This window comes from Puia sp. P3, from assembly GCF_050632245.1.
GTDB lineage: Bacteria > Bacteroidota > Bacteroidia > Chitinophagales > Chitinophagaceae > Puia.
The window spans coordinates 6,033,117-6,053,106 of the sequence record NZ_CP192583.1; the positions used below are offsets into that span (position 1 = coordinate 6,033,117).

At 55.3% G+C, this 19,990-nt stretch carries 14 protein-coding genes, 1 tRNA gene and 5 pseudogenes; 9 read left to right on the forward strand and 11 right to left on the reverse strand.

Going from position 1 to position 19,990, the window contains the following annotated elements; translation table 11 throughout:
• Positions 1 to 8 precede the first annotated feature (8 nt).
• Both ACQ86N_RS38085 and ACQ86N_RS38090 read right to left on the reverse strand, forming a co-directional pair.
• Positions 9 to 1,498: pseudogene (locus tag ACQ86N_RS38085) on the reverse strand (GH92 family glycosyl hydrolase); the annotation flags it as partial.
• 67 nt (positions 1,499 to 1,565) lie between these two features.
• A pseudogene (locus ACQ86N_RS38090) lies at positions 1,566 to 1,889 on the reverse strand (glycoside hydrolase family 92 protein); the annotation flags it as partial.
• Between the two features lie 137 nt (positions 1,890 to 2,026).
• Between ACQ86N_RS38090 and ACQ86N_RS38095 the strand changes: the two are divergent.
• Together ACQ86N_RS38095 and ACQ86N_RS38100 are read left to right on the forward strand one after the other, a co-directional pair.
• Positions 2,027 to 2,494: a M48 family metalloprotease gene (locus ACQ86N_RS38095; RefSeq protein ID WP_431211585.1), complete on the forward strand. Its 468-nt coding sequence runs from the start codon at positions 2,027 to 2,029 to the stop codon at positions 2,492 to 2,494.
• A gap of 153 nt (positions 2,495 to 2,647) precedes the next feature.
• The gene (locus ACQ86N_RS38100; RefSeq protein ID WP_431211586.1) at positions 2,648 to 2,944 is read left to right on the forward strand and encodes a M48 family metalloprotease; all 297 of its coding nucleotides are present in this window, start codon (positions 2,648 to 2,650) and stop codon (positions 2,942 to 2,944) included.
• Here ACQ86N_RS38100 and ACQ86N_RS38105 read toward each other — a convergent pair.
• Positions 2,908 to 3,594 carry a response regulator transcription factor gene (locus ACQ86N_RS38105; protein ID WP_431211587.1) on the reverse strand — a complete coding sequence of 229 codons (687 nt, stop codon included), beginning with the start codon at positions 3,592 to 3,594 and terminating at the stop codon, positions 2,908 to 2,910. The two genes, ACQ86N_RS38100 and ACQ86N_RS38105, sit on opposite strands and share 37 nt — an antisense overlap.
• Positions 3,581 to 4,900 carry a sensor histidine kinase gene (locus ACQ86N_RS38110; RefSeq protein ID WP_431211588.1) on the reverse strand — a complete coding sequence of 440 codons (1,320 nt, stop codon included), beginning with the start codon at positions 4,898 to 4,900 and terminating at the stop codon, positions 3,581 to 3,583. Before ACQ86N_RS38110 ends, ACQ86N_RS38105 begins: the two co-directional genes overlap by 14 nt.
• 431 nt (positions 4,901 to 5,331) lie before the next feature.
• Here ACQ86N_RS38110 and ACQ86N_RS38115 point away from each other — a divergent pair.
• The 6 genes and pseudogenes from ACQ86N_RS38115 to ACQ86N_RS38140 form a co-directional block, all read left to right on the forward strand.
• Positions 5,332 to 5,940 (forward strand): annotated as a pseudogene (locus ACQ86N_RS38115) (GH92 family glycosyl hydrolase); the annotation flags it as partial.
• Positions 5,941 to 6,109: 169 nt separating this feature from the next.
• Positions 6,110 to 7,225 (forward strand): GH92 family glycosyl hydrolase, encoded by a 1,116-nt coding sequence (locus tag ACQ86N_RS38120; RefSeq protein WP_431211589.1) that lies wholly within the window; start codon positions 6,110 to 6,112, stop codon positions 7,223 to 7,225.
• A 3-nt stretch (positions 7,226 to 7,228) separates the two neighbouring features.
• Positions 7,229 to 7,534 (forward strand): glycoside hydrolase domain-containing protein, encoded by a 306-nt coding sequence (locus ACQ86N_RS38125; protein ID WP_431211590.1) that lies wholly within the window; start codon positions 7,229 to 7,231, stop codon positions 7,532 to 7,534.
• A gap of 14 nt (positions 7,535 to 7,548) precedes the next feature.
• Positions 7,549 to 8,007 (forward strand): basic secretory protein-like protein, encoded by a 459-nt coding sequence (locus ACQ86N_RS38130; protein ID WP_431211591.1) that lies wholly within the window; start codon positions 7,549 to 7,551, stop codon positions 8,005 to 8,007.
• Complete coding sequence (locus tag ACQ86N_RS38135) at positions 7,988 to 8,257, forward strand: basic secretory protein-like protein (RefSeq protein ID WP_431211592.1); 270 nt, start codon at positions 7,988 to 7,990, stop codon at positions 8,255 to 8,257. Before ACQ86N_RS38130 ends, ACQ86N_RS38135 begins: the two co-directional genes overlap by 20 nt.
• 15 nt (positions 8,258 to 8,272) lie before the next feature.
• A complete protein-coding gene (locus ACQ86N_RS38140) occupies positions 8,273 to 9,418 on the forward strand; it encodes an alpha-L-fucosidase (RefSeq protein ID WP_431211593.1) in 1,146 nt (381 codons plus the stop codon).
• A 63-nt stretch (positions 9,419 to 9,481) separates the two neighbouring features.
• Here ACQ86N_RS38140 and ACQ86N_RS38145 read toward each other — a convergent pair whose 3' ends face one another.
• Positions 9,482 to 10,546 (reverse strand): hypothetical protein, encoded by a 1,065-nt coding sequence (locus ACQ86N_RS38145; RefSeq protein ID WP_431211594.1) that lies wholly within the window; start codon positions 10,544 to 10,546, stop codon positions 9,482 to 9,484.
• 76 nt (positions 10,547 to 10,622) lie between these two features.
• Here ACQ86N_RS38145 and ACQ86N_RS38150 point away from each other — a divergent pair.
• A tRNA-Gln gene (locus tag ACQ86N_RS38150) sits at positions 10,623 to 10,693 on the forward strand.
• 491 nt (positions 10,694 to 11,184) lie between these two features.
• On the opposite strand, the gene ACQ86N_RS38155 is transcribed toward ACQ86N_RS38150, so the two are convergent.
• From ACQ86N_RS38155 to ACQ86N_RS38180, 6 genes and pseudogenes are all read right to left on the reverse strand, one after another.
• The gene (locus ACQ86N_RS38155) at positions 11,185 to 12,936 is read right to left on the reverse strand and encodes a M28 family peptidase (protein WP_431211595.1); all 1,752 of its coding nucleotides are present in this window, start codon (positions 12,934 to 12,936) and stop codon (positions 11,185 to 11,187) included.
• A 227-nt stretch (positions 12,937 to 13,163) separates the two neighbouring features.
• Positions 13,164 to 14,852 carry a hypothetical protein gene (locus tag ACQ86N_RS38160; protein WP_431211596.1) on the reverse strand — a complete coding sequence of 563 codons (1,689 nt, stop codon included), beginning with the start codon at positions 14,850 to 14,852 and terminating at the stop codon, positions 13,164 to 13,166.
• A gap of 1,339 nt (positions 14,853 to 16,191) precedes the next feature.
• Positions 16,192 to 16,940 (reverse strand): annotated as a pseudogene (rfbD, locus tag ACQ86N_RS38165) (dTDP-4-dehydrorhamnose reductase).
• A gap of 224 nt (positions 16,941 to 17,164) precedes the next feature.
• Entirely contained in the window at positions 17,165 to 17,620 is a 456-nt protein-coding gene (gene rfbC, locus ACQ86N_RS38170; protein ID WP_431211597.1) for a dTDP-4-dehydrorhamnose 3,5-epimerase, read from the reverse strand.
• A gap of 45 nt (positions 17,621 to 17,665) precedes the next feature.
• Positions 17,666 to 18,667, reverse strand: a complete 1,002-nt coding sequence (rfbB, locus tag ACQ86N_RS38175) for a dTDP-glucose 4,6-dehydratase (protein ID WP_431211598.1) — start codon at positions 18,665 to 18,667, stop codon at positions 17,666 to 17,668.
• A gap of 25 nt (positions 18,668 to 18,692) precedes the next feature.
• Positions 18,693 to 19,990, reverse strand: a pseudogene (locus ACQ86N_RS38180) (nucleotide sugar dehydrogenase).

Consider the following 19,990-nt stretch of genomic DNA (forward strand, 5'->3'; position numbering starts at 1 on the left):
GTGATCTTTTTGATCTGGACCGCTGTTTTCCAGGGCGCTCCGGCGAGAGGCATAGAGATAGGGGATATGGTGATTGGGTTCGTTGCCCTGGGCGTACATGCCCAGCAAACCGGAGATATCCGGAGAGGCTCCTGGCTGCCCATGCTCTTGCTGACCACGAAGAGACTGTCCAGTTTGCTGATAAAGGCCTTGTCGCCGCCGATCATCCGGACCAGCGACTCCGGGTCCTGCGGAACGAGCCAGTGTACTGCCAGGCGTTGCCTTCGGTATAGTCGCCCCATTCGTGGATCGACTGGAAGGGGTCGAAGGGTTCCCTGAACGAACCGCTCGCCAGCACCGGCCGCATGAAATGGGTGACGGTATCGAAATAGCGCGTATAATAGTGCGCTCGTTTTGCATAGTACTGCTCGTCGTCCTTTTTGCCGAGCCTGGCCGCGACGCGCGAGATGCACCAGTCGTCGATCGCGTACTCCAGTGCCTTGCTGACCGACTCCCTCTCCTTGTCGGCGGGAATATAGCCCTCTTCTTTCAGGTATTTCATCCCATAGTCGTCGCGTGTGGACGAGGCCTTCATCGCGTCCAGCGCAAGCGCGGGGTCAAAACCCCTGAAGCCTTTCAGGTAGGCGTCGGCGATGACGGGCACGGCGCTGTAGCCGACCATACAATCGGTCTCGCGCCCCTGCAGGTGCCAGATGGGCAGCTTGCCCTGCTGCTGGTAGATGGACAGCATCGAATTAACGATGTCACTCACCCGCTCGGGGTGAATGACGGTCATCAGCGGATTGAGGGTACGGTAAGTATCCCAGAGCGAAAAAATGGTATAGTTGTTAAACGGCGCTTTTTCTATGACGTTGCCGTCGGTGCCGCGGTAGCTGCTGTCGTGGTCGTTGTAGAGAGCCGGGGCTTCCATCGTATGATAGAGGGCCGTATAAAACACGGTGCGTCGCGAAGCATCGGGTATCGTTGCCTGGATCTTGCCCAGCGCCTTTGTCCACTTCGCATTGCCTTCCCGAACGACGCCGCCAAAATTCCACCCGGGGATCTCGGCGGCGATATTCGCCAGCGCCTTTTCTCCGCTGATATTGGATACGCCGACTTTCAGCATGACCACATGCGGTGTGTGTTGGAAAGAGATCAGCCCCTTGACGGTATCTGCCTCGAGCGTGAGCTCCTGGATGGGGCGATCGCCGTCGATCAGCGTGAAGTCCTTCAGGGGTGAGCTGGTGCGAATGGCGAAATAGATACGTCTGTCCTTTGCCCACTGCGAGGAATTGCGCCAGCCGATGAGCGTAGAGTCGTTGAGCTTCAGCAGGTGTGCCTTTACGCGCGGGTGCTGCCAGCCGGCGTCAAAATTTCCCTGAAGCAGGTCTATGATAATATGACCCGGACGATCCGACGGGAAAGTATATCGGTGGAACGCCACCCGTTCGGTCGCGGTCAGCTCGACCCTGACGTGGTGGTCTTTGAGCCACACGGAATAATAGCTGGGGCGTGCGATCTCCTGTGCGTGCGAATAGTGGGAGGAATAGCCCGAGCCGGGATTGGCCCGGCTGCCTCGTCTCCGTCCGCACCGCGCCTGTAAAGGGCATGATCAGGATATCGCCAAGATCGGGAATGCCCGTGCCGTTGAGATGGTTCTGCGAGAAACCTTTTACAATGCTGTCGGAATAATTATATCCGGAACACCAGTCCCAGCCTTTATTGATGTTGTTGGGGCCGACCTGCACCGCCCCGAAGGGAACGCTCGCGCCGAGAAAGACGTGGCCGTGGCCGCCGGTTCCGATGTAGGGATCGACATATTTCAGAATGCCGGTGGTTTGGGCGTCGGGGGATTGAGCAAAGAGTGTGACAGTACAGCAAACAGCAAAAAAGGTTAGAGCGCGTTTCATGGGCTAAAGATACGAAGGTGCAGAATTCGCGCGGCCTGTTGGAACGCTAAAGTTTGCTAACAGTTTTTGATGACATAGATCAATTGCAGGCTCCGATGGATTTCATTGTTTTGGGAATCATCAAAACCTTTTTTTCTATGAGCAGGTATTTCAAATTTGGGTTAGTATTCCTTTATATTCTTTTGACGATCCTCTGTCTGTTGCTGTTGCTGGTATTGTCGGGTGTATATATCTCCGCTCTGACCGGATGGCTGATCGTCGCGGGGTGGACGGTATATTGCTTTAGCTCGGCGTGGCTGTTTGCCGGACTGTATCTTTATTTTTCTCCGATACGCCTGCCGATAAGGAGCGAGGAAGAACGGCTGGTCTCCGCCTTCACGACCGTGAGAAAAAATGCCGGATATCAGGGGAGCATCGATCTCCGCGTCATCGAATCCGACGAATGGAATGCCTGTGCTATTGGTGTACGTACCATCGCGGTGTCAAAAGCGATGCTTCGGGATCTGGAGCCCCATGAACTTGAAGGCGTAATTGCCCACGAGCTGGGCCATATTATCAGTTATGATACGGTGTTGGCCGCGGCTTATGCGCGGCGCGGCTGCTGACCTCGTGGGTGTCCATGCTGTTCAGGTGGGTCGCCGGCTTTTTGAGTCTCGGGTTCAGGAGGCGTCGGGCGAGGTTGTCCCGTGGCCTTGTGTGGATGATCGTTGTGGTCATATTGCTGTACTATCTCGCATCTGCTGCGCGGGCTCGTTCCGTTGGCGGCGTTCGTCATCGTATTCGCGGTGCTTAACCGGATCTTCCGTCTGTTCGATCTGCTGCTGTCCCGGCTGACGGAGTACAGGCAGGACGCGTTCGCGCATCGTCTGGGTTTTGGGAGGGAGCTTCGCGACGCGCTGGAACGGCTGGCTCTGCAGCGGGAGCAGCCCGTAAGCCCTTATTTTATAGTCTTCCGCAGCACGCATCCCATCCTTTACAACCGGATCAGGCGGCTGGAGCAGCTGGAAGACGCGGAGGATCATCGCCGGACGCTAAACACAAACCCAACGCCGTAGACGTTGTCGATACTGATATGGCTGGACGCGCTGAGGTGCTTTCTGAGACGGGATATGAACACGTCCAGGCTCCTGCCGAGGAAGTAGTCGTTCTCACCCCATAGCTGGCTCAGGATCTCCTCGCGTTTGAGGATCCTGTTCTCGTTGCGAAAGAGGAAGTCGAGCAGCTCGGCCTCGCGCGGGGTGAGGCTGACGTCCCTTTTCCCGCTGATCGAAAGCCGCAGCGCCTCCTTTGAGAAAGTCACGTCTTTGTGATGAATAGCGGGGGACGCGGCAGCCGGCTGAGAACCCGTGCTGCGTTTGATAATATTCTTTATCCGGAGGACCAGCTCGTCGATATCGAACGGCTTGCTGATATAGTCGTCCGCGCCCAGCCGAAGGCCGTGCAGCCGGTCCTGTTTTTCGTTGCGGGCGGTCAAAAACAGAAAGGGAAGTCTAAGGCCCAGCTGAACGATGCGGTCGGCCAGCTGGAATCCGTCCATCTCGGGCATGGCGATGTCGATCAGCGCCAGCTGGTATTCGTTGCCGACCGCGCGCAGCCTGTCAAAGGCCTGACGGCCGTCGGTGGCCCAGTCGACGTCAAATTCGGAGATCTCGAGGTACTGCCGGACGACATTACCCAGATCGATCTCGTCCTCAACTAGCAGCAAGCGTGGTTTTTTCATGCAGTATGATTATATTAAAGCGGGATGCTGATGATAAAAGTGCTTCCCCTCCCTCTTCGCTGACGATGTCGATGGCCCAGCCGTGCGCTTCGACGGCCTGCTTGACGTAGAAAAGTCCAAGGCCCAGGCCCTTGACGGTATTCGTAACGCCGTTGGGACCGATATGCCGGTAGAACTTGTCGAACACGTGCCGCTGAATATCCGGGGTCATCCCGATGCCGTTGTCGCGTATGCTGATATGAATGCCCTTTTTATCGTCGAAGGTGGTAACGGCCAGCTCTTTCTCCTCCCTCTTGTTATACTTGATCGCGTTGTCGAAAATGTTCTGCAGGATGGTAGTAAACCAGAACCGGTCGAGCGAGACGGTATCCCTGACCGAATCCTTCTGAAGACAGAACCGGACATGGCTCCCCGACAGCTTGAGCCGATAGTCGAGCAGGATCTCGTCCAGCAGGCCGTTGAGCGAATGTTCTTCCTTGTTCAGCGAGATCTTGTTCAGGGTCGTAATGTCCAGCACCTGACTGATCAGCACCTGCAGGCGGAGGGCCTGCCGCTGCACGACCTCGAGGAGGGGCCGGAGGTTTTCGGGACTCGCGAGGATCTTTTCCTTTTGCATGGTTTTGTTGGCCACGATGATCGCGGTCAACGGCGTATGAAACTCGTGGGTGATGCTGTTGATGAAATCGGATTTCATCTCGGAAAGTTTCTTCTGGTGCATCCAGTTCCTAAAAGTGACAAAGAATAGAAAGACTACCGACAGTATGGAGAAAAGCGCCAGCAGGAAGGTCGGCATCATGAGCCGGAGGATGGCAGCGCGCCGGTTGCGGATATCGACGTAAAGACCAAAACTCACCCTGTTGGAATAGGCCTGGGCGTTGAATACGGCGATGGCGATGACCTTGTTCCTCGGCAGCGGCACCTCGAGCGTCCCGCCGATGCGGATGCCGAATTTGGTCTGGATGGCCGTATCGATCAGCGGATACCGGCTTTTGCTGCTGTAGAGGTTGACGTATTTGAGGTCGCTGAACATGACCGAGATGTCGTCGATCAGCAGCATGTATTCGAGATTGCGCTGGAAATGGTGGCTCCGGATGATCCGGCGGAGGACGCTGTCCGCCGTATTCACCTCTTTCAGTGTGATGAATATACTATCGCAAATCTTTTGCTTCAGGACCTCGAATGCCGGGCGGTCGGACCGGTACAACTGCTCCAGCTGGCGGGTGTGGGGGATCAGGAAGCTGTCGATGATATGCTGTCCGCCGGGCATTACCTTGTCGTTGCGGATGGCCACGGCATATTCCGAGTTCAGGACGGAACGCTCTTCCAGATAGAAATGGTCGTTCTTCAGCTTCGTAGGTATTGTACAGGAGAAAGAACTGCACCGACGACAGGACCAGGAAGCTGAAGATGGCGATGATGATATGGGTTGTGCTTGAATACCTCAATTAAAAAGTTTAGCAGTCAGTAAAAGAAACGACCAGCGAATTTATCCTATATCTGCAATACCTTTGGTGCTCTTTAATTTCCGTTAACAATCTGTTTGAAGTCCATTGACAACATGTCGTTGACTCCAATAATACCTTTAAATTCAGTCATTAATAAGCAGTTTAAGAAATGCGCAGAATCCCATTGCTTCTTGGCGCGGCGCTGTTATTCCAGCTCGGCGCGTCCGGTCAGTTCGTAGACAAGGTAACCGACCCTGTAGATCTTGTAAATCCCCTGATGGGCACTCAGTCGACCGGGGGCCTTTCCAGCGGTAATACCTACCCTTCCATCGCCCTGCCCTGGGGCATGAATTTCTGGACGCCGCAGACGGGTAAGATGGGAGATGGCTGGCAGTATACATATACGGCCGATAAGATAAAGGGCTTCAAGCAAACCCACCAGCCCTCCCCGTGGATGAATGACTATGGCGAGTTCAGCATCATGCCGGAGACCGGAACCCTGCGCTATACGGAAGACAGCCGGGCCTCGTGGTTCTCGCACAAGTCGGAGGTCGTAAAGCCTTACTATTACAGCGTATACCTGGCCGATGCCGACGTCACGACCGAGATCACGCCGACGGAACGCGCGGCGCAGTTCAGATTCACCTTTCCCCGGACGGACAGCACGTATATCGTGGTGGATGCGTATGACAGGGGTTCCTATATAAAAGTAATACCCGGCGAGAATAAGGTGGTGGGTTATTCCACGCGTAATAGCGGCGGGGTTCCGGCTAATTTCAGGAACTATTTCGTTGTAGTGTTTGACAAGCCTATTGCCAATACGCATACCTGGAGGGATAAAGAGCTGACGGATGCGCTGGAGCAGACGAGCAAGCACACGGGTGCGGTCATCGGATTTGGTTCGATGCAGCGGGGTGCGGTGGTACATGCGCGGGTAGCGTCTTCCTTTATCAGCATCGAGCAGGCGGAGGAGAATCTGAAAGAGCTGGGCAACGACAGTTTCGAGATCGATTGCTCAGAAAGGCCGCGAGATCTGGAACAAGACCCTGGGCAGGGTGGAAGTGGAAGGCGGTACGATCGACCAGATGAGAACTTTTTATTCCTGTCTTTACCGGATGTTGTTCTTCCCGCTGAAATTATACGAGAAGGACAAGTCGGGCAAGATCGTTCACTACAGCGTTTATAACGGCAAGGTGGAGGACGGTTATCTGTTTGCGGGAACCGGATTTTGGGATACGTTCCGCGCCCTCTACCCTTTCCTCAACCTGGTATATCCTTCGATCAATAAAGAAATGCAGCAGGGGCTGGTCAATGACTATAAAGAGGGCGGATGGCTGCCCGAGTGGTCGAGTCCCGGCTATCGGAGCGTAATGGTCGGCAATAACTCCGCTTCGATAGTGGCGGACGCCTGGCTGAAGGGGATCAGGGGCTATGATATCCATACCCTGTACGAGGCCCTGAAAAAGGACGCCAACAATATGGGACCCATCGAAGCGGTCGGACGTACGGGAGTAGAATACTATAATACGCTCGGCTATGTGCCCTATGACGTCAAGATCAACGAGAACGCGGCCCGGACGCTCGAATATGCATTCGATGACTTCAGCATCTACCGACTGGCGAAGGCGCTTGGAAAGCCGGCTGCCGATCTGAAGCTGTATGCCGGAAGGGCCATGAACTACAAGAATCTCTACGACCCCGAACACAAGCTGATGAGAGGAAAGAACAAGGACGGAAAATTCCAGTCCCCATTCAATCCCTTCAAATGGGGTGATGCCTTTACGGAAGGCAATAGCTGGCACTACAGCTGGAGTGTCTTCCACGATATCCAGGGTCTGATCGACCTGATGGGCGGAAAGAAGGAATTCGTAACGATGCTGGATTCGATCTTTATCATGCCTCCGATCTTCGACGACAGCTACTACGGCGGCGTCATCCACGAGATCAGGGAAATGCAGATCGCGGGTATGGGTCAGTACGCGCACGGCAACCAGCCCATCCAGCATATGCTCTATTTGTATAACTACGCGGGCGAGCCGTGGAAGACCCAGTACTGGGTGAGGCAGGCCATGGGCCGTCTCTATCAGGCTACCCCGGACGGATACTGCGGCGATGAGGATAATGGGCAGACCTCGGCTCTGGTATGTGTTCTCGGCGCTGGGTTTTTATAGCGTGTGCCCGGGCACCGACCAGTATGTGCTGGGAACGCCGCTGTTCAAAAAGCGACGATCCATTTGGAGAACGGGAAGGATTTCGTCATCAGCGCACCGGCGAACAGCGCAACCAATCTTTACGTACAGGGCGCGACCTTACAGGGACAGCCCTATGGAAGGAACTGGATCTCCCATACGGATATCCAGCAGGGCGGCGAGTTCCAGCTGAATATGGGCGCGACCCCGAACAAGTCGAAGGGCACCGGCGAAGGTGATTTTCCTTATTCATTCTCTACCGACAAGGACAATCCGCTGAAGAAGAAATAAACCATCGACCATACATGAAACAACAACTGGCGGGGCTACTTGCACTCGCAATGACTTTGGGCGCCTCTGCAATGACTTTTGGCGCCTATGCGCAGGACTTTGTAACGCGTGATTCGATCAGCAAAGGCAGGTACACCCTGATCTTTGTAAACAGGGACCAGGGCTTTAGTCAGGAGACGAAGAAAGAGATGATCGATGCATTTTTTACAGTGTATCCGCGCGAAGCGAAGCGCTTTAACAAGCATACGCTGCGGACGGTGACTTTTCTGATCGATCCGGGCTATAAGGGCGTAGCGGAGACGGACAATGGCCGCGCCAGATATAACCCCGAATGGCTGAGGAAGAATCCCGAGGACATCGACGTCGTGACCCATGAAGTGATGCATATCGTGCAGGACTACCGGCACGCCAATCCCGGATGGCTGACGGAGGGGATCGCGGACTATGTGCGGTATGTCTCATGGCGTCAATAATGTCAGAAGCAGATGGACCCTACCGGACTATAAGCCGACGCAGAAGTATGAGAATGCCTATCGCGTGACGGCGAGGTTTTTGTTATGGGTGGAAAAGACGAAGAATAGGAAGGTCGTTGATAAGCTGGATGCGGCTCTTCGGGATGGGACGTATCAGCCGGAGATGTGGGTTAAGCTGACTGGCCTGACTGTGGATCAGTTGTGGAAGGAGTATGGGGACGATCCGGCGCTGGCGTTGACGTATAAATAATGCTATTTTTGGGGCATGAGAAAAATAAGTTTTTTAGGGCTGGGAGTTTTGATGCTGTTGGGGGTGGCGGAGGCGCAGGGTCCGCGCGATCAGCGCGATTTGCATGAGCTGCAGCAAAAGTTTGTCGATTTACGATTTGGGATGTTTATCCATTTCAACATCCCGACGTTTATGAATCAGGACTGGGCGGATCCCGAGGCGTCGCCTGCGCTTTTTAATCCGGGGAAGCTGGACTGCGCGCAGTGGGCGCGGGCGGCGAAATCCGCGCATATGTCCTACGGGTGTCTGACGACAAAGCATCACAGCGGATTTTGTATCTGGGATACGAAGACGACCGACTACAACGTGATGCATAGCCCGCTGCGGCGGGACGTTGTCCGCGAATATGTAGACGCCTTCCGGGCGCAGGGCCTGAAGACCTGTCTTTACTATTCGATACTCGACACGCACCACAAGCTGCGGCCCGGCTTTATTACGCGGCAGCATATCGAAATGATAAAGGCGCAGCTGACGGAGCTGCTCACGAATTACGGTGAGATCACCGCGCTGATCATCGACGGATGGGATGCTCCCTGGTCGCGGATCTCGTACGACGACGTGCCTTTTGAAGATATTTATTGCCTTATAAAATCCTTGCAGCCGAACTGCGTGGTGATGGACCTCAATTCCGCCAAGTATCCGCCGGAGGCGCTTTTCTATACGGATATCAAATCTTACGAGCAAGGTGCCGGTCAGAAGATCTCGACGGCTACGAACCGGCTGCCGGCGCTGTCCTGTCTGCCATTGAATTCGGCGTGGTTCTGGAAAACAGATTTTCCGGCGACCCCGGTGAAAGACCCGAAGATGCTGGTGTCGGACGATATCGTTCCGTACAACAAGATCTATGACAACTTTATATTAAATGTGGCGCCGAACCGGGACGGACTGATCGACGATAATGCCCTGGCCGCGCTCGCGGAGATCGGACGGATCTGGAAGAACGACGGTTCTGTCGCTGAGCTACCGCCGACGGAAGCGCCGATCATTTCTCCGAATATCGCTAAGCATCAGCCCGCCAATGCTAGTTGGAGCGATGATATGAATATCATGGATTTTGGGAACGATGACAATTTCCATACGGCGTGGCAGTCAGAATATGACGGTGAAGCAGCCCTGGTATGAGGTGGAGCTGGGTGGTGAGAAGGCATTTAATGCTGTGGTTATTACGGAGGAGAATGTCGGTCATTATAGACTTCCGAGTACCGGACGCATGGTCAGTGGAAGGTGTTGTTTGATGGGGAAAAGAAGGGGCGGGTGAAGATCAACAGGTTTGACCGGGTTTGGGGAGATAGGGTGAGGGTTGTGATGGAGGGGGTTGGGGGGCAGCCGGCGATAGTGGAGTTTGGGGTTTATGATGAGAGGAGGTAAACCGGGGGTGGGGGTCCGGCCGCGGGTGCGGCGACGGGTGGCGGAGGCCGGTCGACGCGTCAGTGAATGAATCCGGTCAGGTCGAGGTTGGCCTGACTTACTCCTTCCTTCACGTCCTGATAGGTAATGCGAAGAAATGTTCGGCCTCCTTCGGTGGGTGTGCCCAGATCCAGCTTCCGACACGCGGGCGGTGATCTTGTAGCTCTGTAATGAATTGTTCACGTCTACTTTGCGAAATTTCCAGCTATAGCCCCGGGTGAGTTGAAATGATGCCAGCTGGCTGTGGTGGTCATGGGGCCGATGAACGGGAGGGTGTCTCCGGCAAAAATGATCCGTTGTTGCCGGAGGTCGACTTCGAGATAGGCCGGGATCCTGGCTTTCGCCGTCGCCTTTGAAATGCAGCACGTTCTTGTCGCGGGTTGTGGTTATGGTTGTTTGGGCGAGGGTTACGAGGTGGGGAGGTTGTTTTTCGAGTTGCTGAAGGCGGGTGTATTCTTCGGGGGTGATGCCGAAGCGTTCGTTGTATGGGAGGGGTTGGCTCGCGGAGGTGGATTGGTTAGTGGATGTAAATTTGTTGCGGTACCCGTCGAACCATTTTTTGTTGGCTGTGACGGCGCTGTCGAACCGGGTGAGGATGTCCTTTATTTCCTGCGGGATATCGGGTCCGGTGACGTCGTAGGTCAGTGTGGGGTGGCTGAGGGCGGAATCGACGAAGCGGAATGCGCGCACGAGGCGCGCGGCGCTGGTGTCGTCGGGGACCTGAGTGGTGGTGGATGGGGTTTGCCCGGTGGTGGACCGAAGCTGAGAGGTGGCGGACGGGGACTGACCCCTGGTGACTCCTGCGATGCCTGCCAAAACGACCAGCAGATATAGTTTTTTCATGCTACAAACACTATGTTCAATAATTTGGCAAATAACGTTAAAAATCCGTAGCTTTGCACCCCGTTCTACGGACTATTGCCCAATAGTATAATGGTAGTACAAAAGATTCTGGATCTTTCTGTCTTGGTTCGAATCCAGGTTGGGCAACTTTGGTAAACCGCTGCTCGTCAGCGGTTTTTCTATTTATTCCCTTGCAAAAAACGACACGCTCCCGCCGCGAAAAACTACCACTAGTTGTATTGATCCTGACGGGAGGGCGCGGTACCTTTGCAAGACCTAACAGAACCATAGGGTACGACTCCAAACATAAAACTACGGACGGTTTTACAGTGAAGAACAGAAAGGCCGGGCACGCTGAAAGCGAAGCCCGGCTTTTTGTTTTGCGGCCCCGGAAGGGGACGTGGGGCGGGGTGATCCTGGGGGGCGGAGCCGCGGGCCAGATGCCCTTAAAGCCGAGTCGCCAGCCGGGGGAACCGGTGGCGACTTGCGGCATAGAGCGCGTGGTAACAGGACAGGTTATAGGTTGGGCGGCCAACTGCAAAAAAATTGGTTGCCGGCGGGACGGGTGAATGCCGGCGGGACGGGTCAGCGCCCGGCGCGGAAGAGCATTTTGGTGCTCTGGGCCGGGAGGCCGTCGATCAGCAAAGAACATATATAGGTGCCGGGGACGGCAAAGCCGTGATTGAGCAGCACCTGGTTGAGCCCCTTTTTAGTTGGACCTGCATACGGTTGATGACGCGACCGTCGAGGGAAGTGAACTGGAGCCAGGTGCGGTCGGCGAAAATGTCGGTACCCGAACTGATCGCTATCATGGTGGACTCGTCGAAAGGGTTGGGACGGTTGGGCAATAGTTGGATACCATAGTAGCCCAGGCCGGCGGATGTGCCGGGGCCGTTACCGGGAGGTGGGAGGTTTAAAACGTACTGTTTCGTCGACAGGGTGAACTCCGTCGCGAACTGGCTCTCGGTGTTGCTGGCGTCCATGGCCGCGGCGCTGATATAGAAACTGGTGTTCATCGGATAGGGTACCGTAATGGTATCGACGAGGTTGGTGACTGTGTAGACGGAGTCCCAGTCGTTGGAGTTGGACCGGATCGCCACGCGGTAGCCCGCATTGGTGACGCCGGAAGCCGGGTTGAACCTGACCCTCACCAGATTGGCCGAGACGACGGTCGGGGTAAAATTGACTGTATCGGGTCCCAGCGCTACCATCGCCATTGCATTGCCGTTGATAAGGGTATTGCGGGACAGATAGTCGACGTCGACATAGAGGGAATCGACGTTGCCGTCCCCGTTGAGGTCCCGTCCAAGACTGTCCCGGACCGTGTGCTGGCGGTCGGTATATCCACTGCCGTTGCTGGCGTTCCCGTCTTCATTTGCCTGTGTAAACCTTACGGCGGTATAGCCAATCTTACTGAAAGCCTGGTGGTCCCCACCCCGGCCGGACCGGTCTTCGTTCTGCATGATATTGATGTCCATCGGGACATTGACCTGATTGATCAGTTGCTCCTTATATTCCAGTTTGATATAACGCGCCCACTGCTTGTATGCGGAATTAATGGTACCCAGCGAGAAGATCCGGATTTCGGTGCTGTCGATATTGCCGTAAAAGGGACAGCCGGGCGCCGAGGCGGTATGTCCGCAGAATACGCCGCCGGAGACGTCGTTGTTGTTGACTGCCTTGATGGGCACGTTCTTGCTGTCGAGATAGTTGGCCAGCGCTGTCGATCCGATAAGACCCTGTTCTTCACCTGTGAGCACGACAAATACCAGCGTGCTGCGAAAAGTGTATTTGCTCAGGACGCGCGCGAGTTCCATCACCAGCGCTGCGCCGGTGGCGTTGTCCCCGATGCCGGGGGCGCTGCCCGTGACGTCGCAGTTGTCGTCGTTGCGGCTGTCCATATGACCTTCGACGATGATCAGCGAAGGATTGTCCGTCTGACTGCCCGGCAGCACAGCCATGGTGTTGGCGTGTCTCGTGATGGAACCCAAACAGCCTGCGGATGACGGGGAGTAGTCGAACCAGAGATAGGCGGGCTTCAGCCTCCCTTCATTCGCGTTGCTGTATTGGAGGAATTTGCTGTATACCCAGCGTCTTGCGGCGCCGATGCCCCTCGTCGACGAGCTGGTATCCGAGAAGGTATTTCTGTTCTTAAAAGCGGCGAGGGCAAACAGGTCGGCCCTGAGCGAATCGGTCGAGATCTGGCTGAGCAGACCGGCCGAGATGGAGGCAGGGTCGGTGATGACCACCGAAGCCTGGTAGTTCAGAGGATTGTAAGTCCCCAACAGGATCTTGTTCACTTCTGCCGAAGAAACAGTCTGGTTGGTTTGCGCGAAGGTGCATTCCCCCCACGTAATCGTGAGCAGGACGGCAGGCAACAGGATTTTCATGCCGGCTTGGATTTACGGTTAAAGCACGGTCGTCGGGTAAAGGGGAAGGGAGCTTCCGGGGAAGCTCCCTTATGCGTTACTGATTGAAAACCTTTTTCACGAACATCTGATCAGCGAGTACGATCTGGACAAAGTAGACAGAAGAAGGCAGCGAAGAGAGGTCGTTGATCACAAAGGAATTAACGCCTTTCGCGCCCTGGTAACGCGCCTGCTTAAGCGCGACACCTTTACTGTCGACCAGCCGGATAGCGACGCGCTCGGCGCTGGCCGAGGTTCAGGCGTACGGTCAGCTGTGACCTGAATGGGTTCGGCGAAACGTCGAGGACGCTTGTGCCGGCGGTGGCGGCGATCGTCACCACATTGCTGTAGGCGACGGTGCCACTGCCGTCCGTCCATTTGAGACGGTAATAAGTAGCGGTATTAGGGGTAGGACTCTTGTCCGTGTAAACGTGATTGACGTCGGTGCCGTTGCCGGTGCCGGCGACGGCGCCGATCGGCGCATATCCGATGCCGTCACTACTGCGCTCGATGGTGAACTGTACAGCCGGCGTCTCGTTGTAGGAGGTCCAGCTAAGCACGTTGCCATAGTCCGAGGCGCGGCCCGTGAAGGTACCGAGCGTACTGGCGAGCGCGATCGACATATTGATGGTATAGGTAGCCGGAGTCGGGTCCTGCTTGCCGGCCGCGTCGATATAGGCATAGGTAAAGGAGGTGAAGATGACGGTGTTGACGGTCGTGAACTTCATCTGCAGCAGCGCCGGATTGTAGTTGGTGATCTTGAAGCCGTTGGTCACCAGGGTGCCGCCATAGTATAGCTGTTCGTTGGCCGGAACGGAAGTAATAACGACGTCCTTACCCGTGCCGAGCGTGCCGTCCTCGGGGTCCGAGCCTGTCAGCGGTCCGGGACTTGCCACGGTACTCACACCGTTGAGGGTGAGCAGCGAGTTCTGCGCCGGCATGGCGATGGTATAGTTCTGGTCATAGGAATTGGGCAGCTGTTCGATGCCGAAATCCTGACCGGTGATAGAATAGTTCGACGAATTGAACGTACGCATCAGCGGAGACGTATTCGTCCAGTAACCCGGTACGGAAGGAGTGGGCACCGGACTGCCGACGACCCCCTGTGTGGTCGTGATGGCGATCTCCATTCCGCTGGCGTTGACGGGACAGTTGAGAAGGGTGAAGGTGCCGTCCGATGCGACCGGCGTAGAGTACAACACGTTGTTGGTGATCGGGTCCACCAGGTTGGCGTACAGCGTGCCACCGGCATTGACCCCGGCTTCGCCGTTGGTGCGAATATGGGTGGTGTCGCCGTTGGCGCTGCCGTCGGCGTCGTCCCATACGGTACCGCTGACTGTGATACAGCTGAGGGTGACCGATTGGGTCGAGCTATCGATGATCCCCCAGGTCCATGTATTCAGCAGGCGCGCGTTGCCATAGTCGTTACACTGTACGTTGTCGGCGTCGTTATAGGTGCTACCGTACTTGACGTTCGGAGCGGGTATGACGTTGGTGGGGTTGCCATTACCATTCCAGGCGCGTCCCATCGTCGCGGAAGGCGTGACCCCTACGACGGAATTGTTATAGCCCGTGCCCGTATAGTTGTTGTTGTTGTCCGAACAGTCGCCGCCCCTGTTGTATATCTGTGTATCGTCCCAGAATAATGGGTTGTTGTTTTGCAGCAGCGGGGCTACTCCACCCACGGTGAAGCCGTTGATGTTGAGCTCGGCGTCGTAGATGGGAATATTGATACGACCTTCCCGGAAGGAAAAGATGATATTAAAGCTGGTGTTGGCGGGCACGACGTTGCCGAGTCCGTCCTTTCCGTCCCAGACATAGGTGACCACGCCGGCACTCTGCGCCGGGAGCTCGACAAAGCGGTCGGCCGAATTGTTCTGGAAGCCAGGGGACGCCATTCAGGTCAAAGAGCATATAGTAGTCTCCGTCCTGGGGAGCAAAGAACCGGACGTTGTAGGGACCGGGCGGACATCCCGCAATGACGGGAGCGAGCAGCACGGGATTACTTGGGACGGCGGCGGGTGGATATACGGCAGGGTCCGGCGCCATCAGGAAGACGGGATAGCCGCCCCGCAGATAAGGAGCCACCAGCTTGGGCAGCACAATGGATTTGCGGTCGACCAGCCAGTTGCCGTTGTTGGCAACGCCAAAATCGTTAAACGCCACGATAAAGGACAGGGGCTGAAAGCCACCGGTCGTAGGGAACTGGACGCTGACTGAAACGTGGTCGGTTGTATAGGCGATGAACTGCGAGCAGGCCGAAACGGTAGGATCCTGCCAGTCATTGCTGATATTGTAAACTGAAAATGCCCACTCGTTACAGTGGACGCGACCGTTGGCCTTCGTATTAAAAGCGGTGTTGACGATGGTCATGTCGAACCATTTGGACAGCATCGACTCGCCCGCGTCGGTAGCGCCGCCGTCGTTGCTCTGGTAGAAGGAGACATAGTAGTCACCGTTCATCGATGGTTTGAAGATCAGCGGCTTGTATCCAGGTCCGCCGGAGATGGAAGGGCCGGCGTTGGCGAGACCATAGGTCGTCAGCCAGCCGTTGCCGGTAGTCGGCATAAGAATAGGACTGCCGACCTGCGCTCCGGTAGGGTCATAGATCCGCATATAGACGTTGGAATAGACGCTGATCGTCCCGCTGGGGGCAAGGGTCTCCCAGTGGAAACCATAGTCGAGCTGCTCGTTCTGCCAGTCCTTTATATAAAAGTATACGCGCTGGTCGACGGGTGCGCCGAGATAGCTACCAACATTACCGAGCGGAAAAGATGAGGTGGTGGAAACAATGAGACCCGTACCCTGGGTGCTGTTTGGCATTACCTGGTGAGTGCCTTCCGCCATCAAATGCGGGGGCCGAGCAGGCAGCTCATGTTGGCCAGGGATAAGGAGGGCCACCATATTCCTGATGCGCGAGAAACGCAAGGACGAACCAGGAACCCTGAACGTGTAGACAGGTTTCATAAGTATGGATTAAGTTGGGCGATCACCAGACGTAGACAGGCGTCAAAATGATCTTTCAGGGTGCAAGCTATAAAACTTTGACTGATCCGGCAATCCTCAATAAGTAACGATAGTTATTAGAAAGGACAAGTGGTCGAAAGTGCAGGGGGTTAGGTCGGCTGTGTACGTTTTTATGCATGATTATAATCACCCATATGTTAACGGACCAAGTAGTTTTAGTTTTCCACATTAAGGGAAATATTTATGTGTGGAAGGTCTTGCAGGGGATATTTACTTGCCGGTAAGGAGGAGATGAGAGATGCAGGTATCGAGGCTCTCGGGCCAGGTGGGTATGGAGAGACCGTAGGTCTTTTTTATCAGGTCTTTGTCCAGCAGGGAATAGTGGGGGCGGCGGGCGGGTGTGGGATAGTTGGAGCTTGGAATGGGACTGACCCGGCAGTTGCTCCCGATGAGTCCGTGGATGGCCTGAGCAAAGTCGTACCAGCTGGTTTCCCCTTCATTGCTGTAATTATAAATACCGGGAACCCAGCGGTCGCCGGAGACGATCCGGAGGATGGCTGCCGCGAGATCGGCGGCGTAGGTGGGGAGCCTATCTGGTCGTCGACCACGCTGATGGCGGGTCTTTCGGTCATCAGGCGGATCATGGTCCTGACGAAGTTGTTGCCAAATTCGGAATAGACCCAGGAGGTTCGGATGACAATGGTGCCTTCGGGGTATTCGCGAAGGGCGTTCTCTTCGCCCTTTAGCTTCGAAGCGCCGTATGTATTGATCGGTGCGGTTTTGTCCTCTTCTTTCAGGGGAGTGGACGAGCTGCCATCGAAGACATAGTCGGTGGATATGTGAATCAACCGGGCTCCGGCGCTGCGGCAGGCCGCGGCCAGCCAGCCGGGGGCGTCGCCATTGATGCGGAAGGCGGCTTCTTTTTCGGTCTCGGCTTTGTCGACGGCGGTATAGGCGGCGCAGTTGATGCAGTAGTCGGGAGGGTTCTCCTGAAAAAGAAGTGATGCGCGCGGGATCATCGACGGGCAGCAGGTCGCGGCCGGCAAATACAAAGCTGAAGGAAGGGAAAGCTGGGGCGAGAACCTGCAGCTCCCGGCCCAGCTGGCCGCCAGCACCGGTGACGAGGATCCTTTTTTTCATAATCCTTTATATTGAAAATTGTTGCGGCAGTCGGCGAAAAGGGGTAGTCCCACGTCTTTTGCCGAAACGATGGCTTTCGCGGCGGGTACTTTCCAGTCGATATTCAGGGCAGGGTCGTCGTAGCGAATCCCCCTTCGCTGTCCTTGTGATAGAAGCCGTCGCATTTGTACGACACTTCCGCCGACTCGCTGAGGACGGAGAACCCGTGGGCAAAACCGGCCGGGATAAAGAACTGTTTTTTGTTGTCCTCGGACAGTTCGACGGCCAGATGTTTGCCATATGTCGGAGAGCCCTGACGAAGGTCGAGGGCGACGTCGAGGATACGGCCGGAAAGTACCCGGATCAGCTTTGCCTGGGGGTAGGGTTCCAGCTGGTAGTGGAGTCCGCGGATCACGCCGTATTTGGAAAAGGACTGGTTGTCCTGGACAAACCGAATGGACAGGCCCTGTTTAGTCCAGGCCTGTTCGTTATAAGATTCGAAAAAGTAGCCGCGGTCGTCCTGGTGTATGACGGGATCAAATACGAGCAGTCCCGGAAACTCGGTAGTAGTAAAAGGCATTTCAATTATCTTTTGATATACTGCTCCGCATAGTATTTCTGATAGTCACCGGAAGTGACGGCTATAACCCAGTCCTGATGGCTGAGGTACCAGTCTACCGTCTTTTCCAGTGCCTTCCTCGAACTGGAGGGAAGGTTTCCAGCCCAACTCTTTGTTGAGTTTGGTCGCATCGATGGCATAGCGGAGGTCGTGCCCCGGGCGGTCCTTTACGAAGGTGATCAGTTTAGCCGATTCGCCCGCGGGACGATTCAATTTCCTGTCCATAACATTACAGAGGAGGTGGACGATATCGATGTTCTTCCATTCATTGAAGCCGCCGATATTGTACTTCTCTCCCACCCTGCCGTTGTGAAAGATGGTGTCGATGGCGTCGGCGTGGTCTTCCACGTAGAGCCAGTCGCGGACATTCTCTCCCTTGCCATAGACCGGCAGTGGTTTGTTATGGAGAATATTGTTGATCATCAGTGGGATCAGCTTCTCCGGGAAATGATTGGAACCGTAATTATTGGAGCAATTGGATAAGATGACCGGCATACCATAGGTGTGGTGCCAGGCCATTACGAAATGGTCGGAAGCGGCCTTGGAGGCGGAATAGGGCGACCGGGGATCGTAGGGGGTCTCTTCTGTGAAGAACCCTTCGGCGCCCAGTGACCCGTATACTTCGTCGGTCGAAATGTGGTAGAAAAGTTTGCCTTCCGGCTGGTTCTTCCAGAAGGACAGGCTGACGTTGAGCAGATTGGCCGTACCCAGTACGTTGGTGCGTACGAAGGCGAGCGGGTCCATGATGCTGCGGTCGACGTGGCTTTCCGCGGCGAGATGGATGACGGCGTCGAACGCGTATTTAGCAAACAATTCCGTCATCCGCGATTCGTCGACGATATCTCCTTTTTCGAAGGTATAGTTGGGCGCGTCTTTGACGTCGTCCAGATTCGCCAGGTTTCCGGCATAGGTAAGAGCGTCCAGACAGACAATCCGATAGTCCGGATATTTTCGTACGAACAAACGTACGACGTGCGACCCGATGAATCCGGCGCCGCCTGTGATCATGATCGTTTTCCTGTACCTGGTCAATTTATAAGCTCCAGTATTTTCGCTTTGCGATTTTATTTTTATAGGTTCCTTTCAGGTCGGCGATGATAGCGCCTTCACGGGTAATGGATGCAAAATAGGCGTCATCCAGGTCCTTGTACTGAACGTGCGGGACTGTGATGATGACGGCATCGTAGTTGCCGGTGATTTTCCGCGAAAGGTGCAGTCCGTATTCTTCGTGGACTTCTTCTTCTACCGCATAGGGGTCTTCGACGTCCACGTGAATATTGAAGGCCAGCAGTTCCTTTACCGTGTCGACGATACGTGAGTTGCGGATATCGCTGACGTTCTCCTTGAAGGTCACGCCCATGATCAAGACCTTCGGGTCGTTGGATATACGCAGCACGTGGGTGATGATCTTGCGGGCAACGTAGACGGCCATATCGTCGTTGATATACCGTGATGAAGCGATGACCTTGGACTCATAGCCCAGCGCCGCCGCCTTGTAGGTCAGATAATAGGGATCGATGCCGATACAGTGACCGCCGACGAGGCCTGGCTGGAACTTGAGGAAGTTCCACTTGGTGCCGGCCGCTTCGATGACGTCATAGGTATTGATGCCCATGCGGTCGAAGATAAGGGACAGTTCGTTCATCAGGGCGATGTTGAGGTCGCGCTGGGTGTTCTCGATTATCTTGGAAGCTTCGGCGACCTTGATGGAAGGGGCGCGGTGCACGCCGGCGTCCACGACCAGTTCGTAGGTCTTCGCGACTTCATTCAGAGAAAGGTCGGTATTGCCGCTGACAACCTTTACGACGGTCCGCAGTGTGTGCTTTTTGTCACCGGGGTTGATGCGTTCGGGGGAATAGCCCAGGCTGAAGTCGCCGTTGGCGAGCCGGAGGTCGGAGTGCTTCTCGAGAACGGGAAGGCAGTCTTCTTCGGTACAGCCGGGATATGTGGTGGATTCGTAAACGACGTAGTCTCCTTTTTCAGCACTTTTCCGACGGTATTTGACGCGCCGATGAGGGGTTTGAGGTCGGGGACGTTGTATTTATCTACGGGTGTGGGCACGGCTACGATGAAGAACCTTGCCTCCCTAAGAACCTCCAGATCATCCGTAAATACGATGTCACGGTCCTTAAACTCCGCTGTGTCGACTTCTTTGCTGGGATCGAGACCGGCGCGCATCATCTGAATGCGGCGGGCGTTGATGTCAAACCCGATGACGGAGATCTTCCGTGCAAATTCCAGGGCGATAGGCAGTCCTACATACCCCAGTCCTATTACGGCCAGTTTGGCCTTTTTCGAGAGGAGGTCATCGTAGATCTTTGCTTCATTCAT

What these genes read in the sequence shown, in the direction of transcription:
- ACQ86N_RS38145 (WP_431211594.1), bottom strand. Translation starts at nt 10,546, where the DNA reads ATGAAAAAACTATATCTGCTGGTCGTTTTGGCAGGCATCGCAGGAGTC.
- ACQ86N_RS38160 (WP_431211596.1), bottom strand. Translation starts at nt 14,852, where the DNA reads ATGGCGTCCCCTGGCTTCCAGAACAATTCGGCCGACCGCTTTGTCGAG.
- ACQ86N_RS38140 (WP_431211593.1), top strand. Translation starts at nt 8,273, where the DNA reads ATGAGAAAAATAAGTTTTTTAGGGCTGGGAGTTTTGATGCTGTTGGGG.
- ACQ86N_RS38095 (WP_431211585.1), top strand. Translation starts at nt 2,027, where the DNA reads ATGAGCAGGTATTTCAAATTTGGGTTAGTATTCCTTTATATTCTTTTG.
- rfbB (WP_431211598.1), bottom strand. Translation starts at nt 18,667, where the DNA reads ATGATCACAGGCGGCGCCGGATTCATCGGGTCGCACGTCGTACGTTTG.
- ACQ86N_RS38135 (WP_431211592.1), top strand. Translation starts at nt 7,988, where the DNA reads ATGTCTCATGGCGTCAATAATGTCAGAAGCAGATGGACCCTACCGGAC.
- ACQ86N_RS38155 (WP_431211595.1), bottom strand. Translation starts at nt 12,936, where the DNA reads ATGAAAATCCTGTTGCCTGCCGTCCTGCTCACGATTACGTGGGGGGAA.
- ACQ86N_RS38130 (WP_431211591.1), top strand. Translation starts at nt 7,549, where the DNA reads ATGAAACAACAACTGGCGGGGCTACTTGCACTCGCAATGACTTTGGGC.
- rfbC (WP_431211597.1), bottom strand. Translation starts at nt 17,620, where the DNA reads ATGCCTTTTACTACTACCGAGTTTCCGGGACTGCTCGTATTTGATCCC.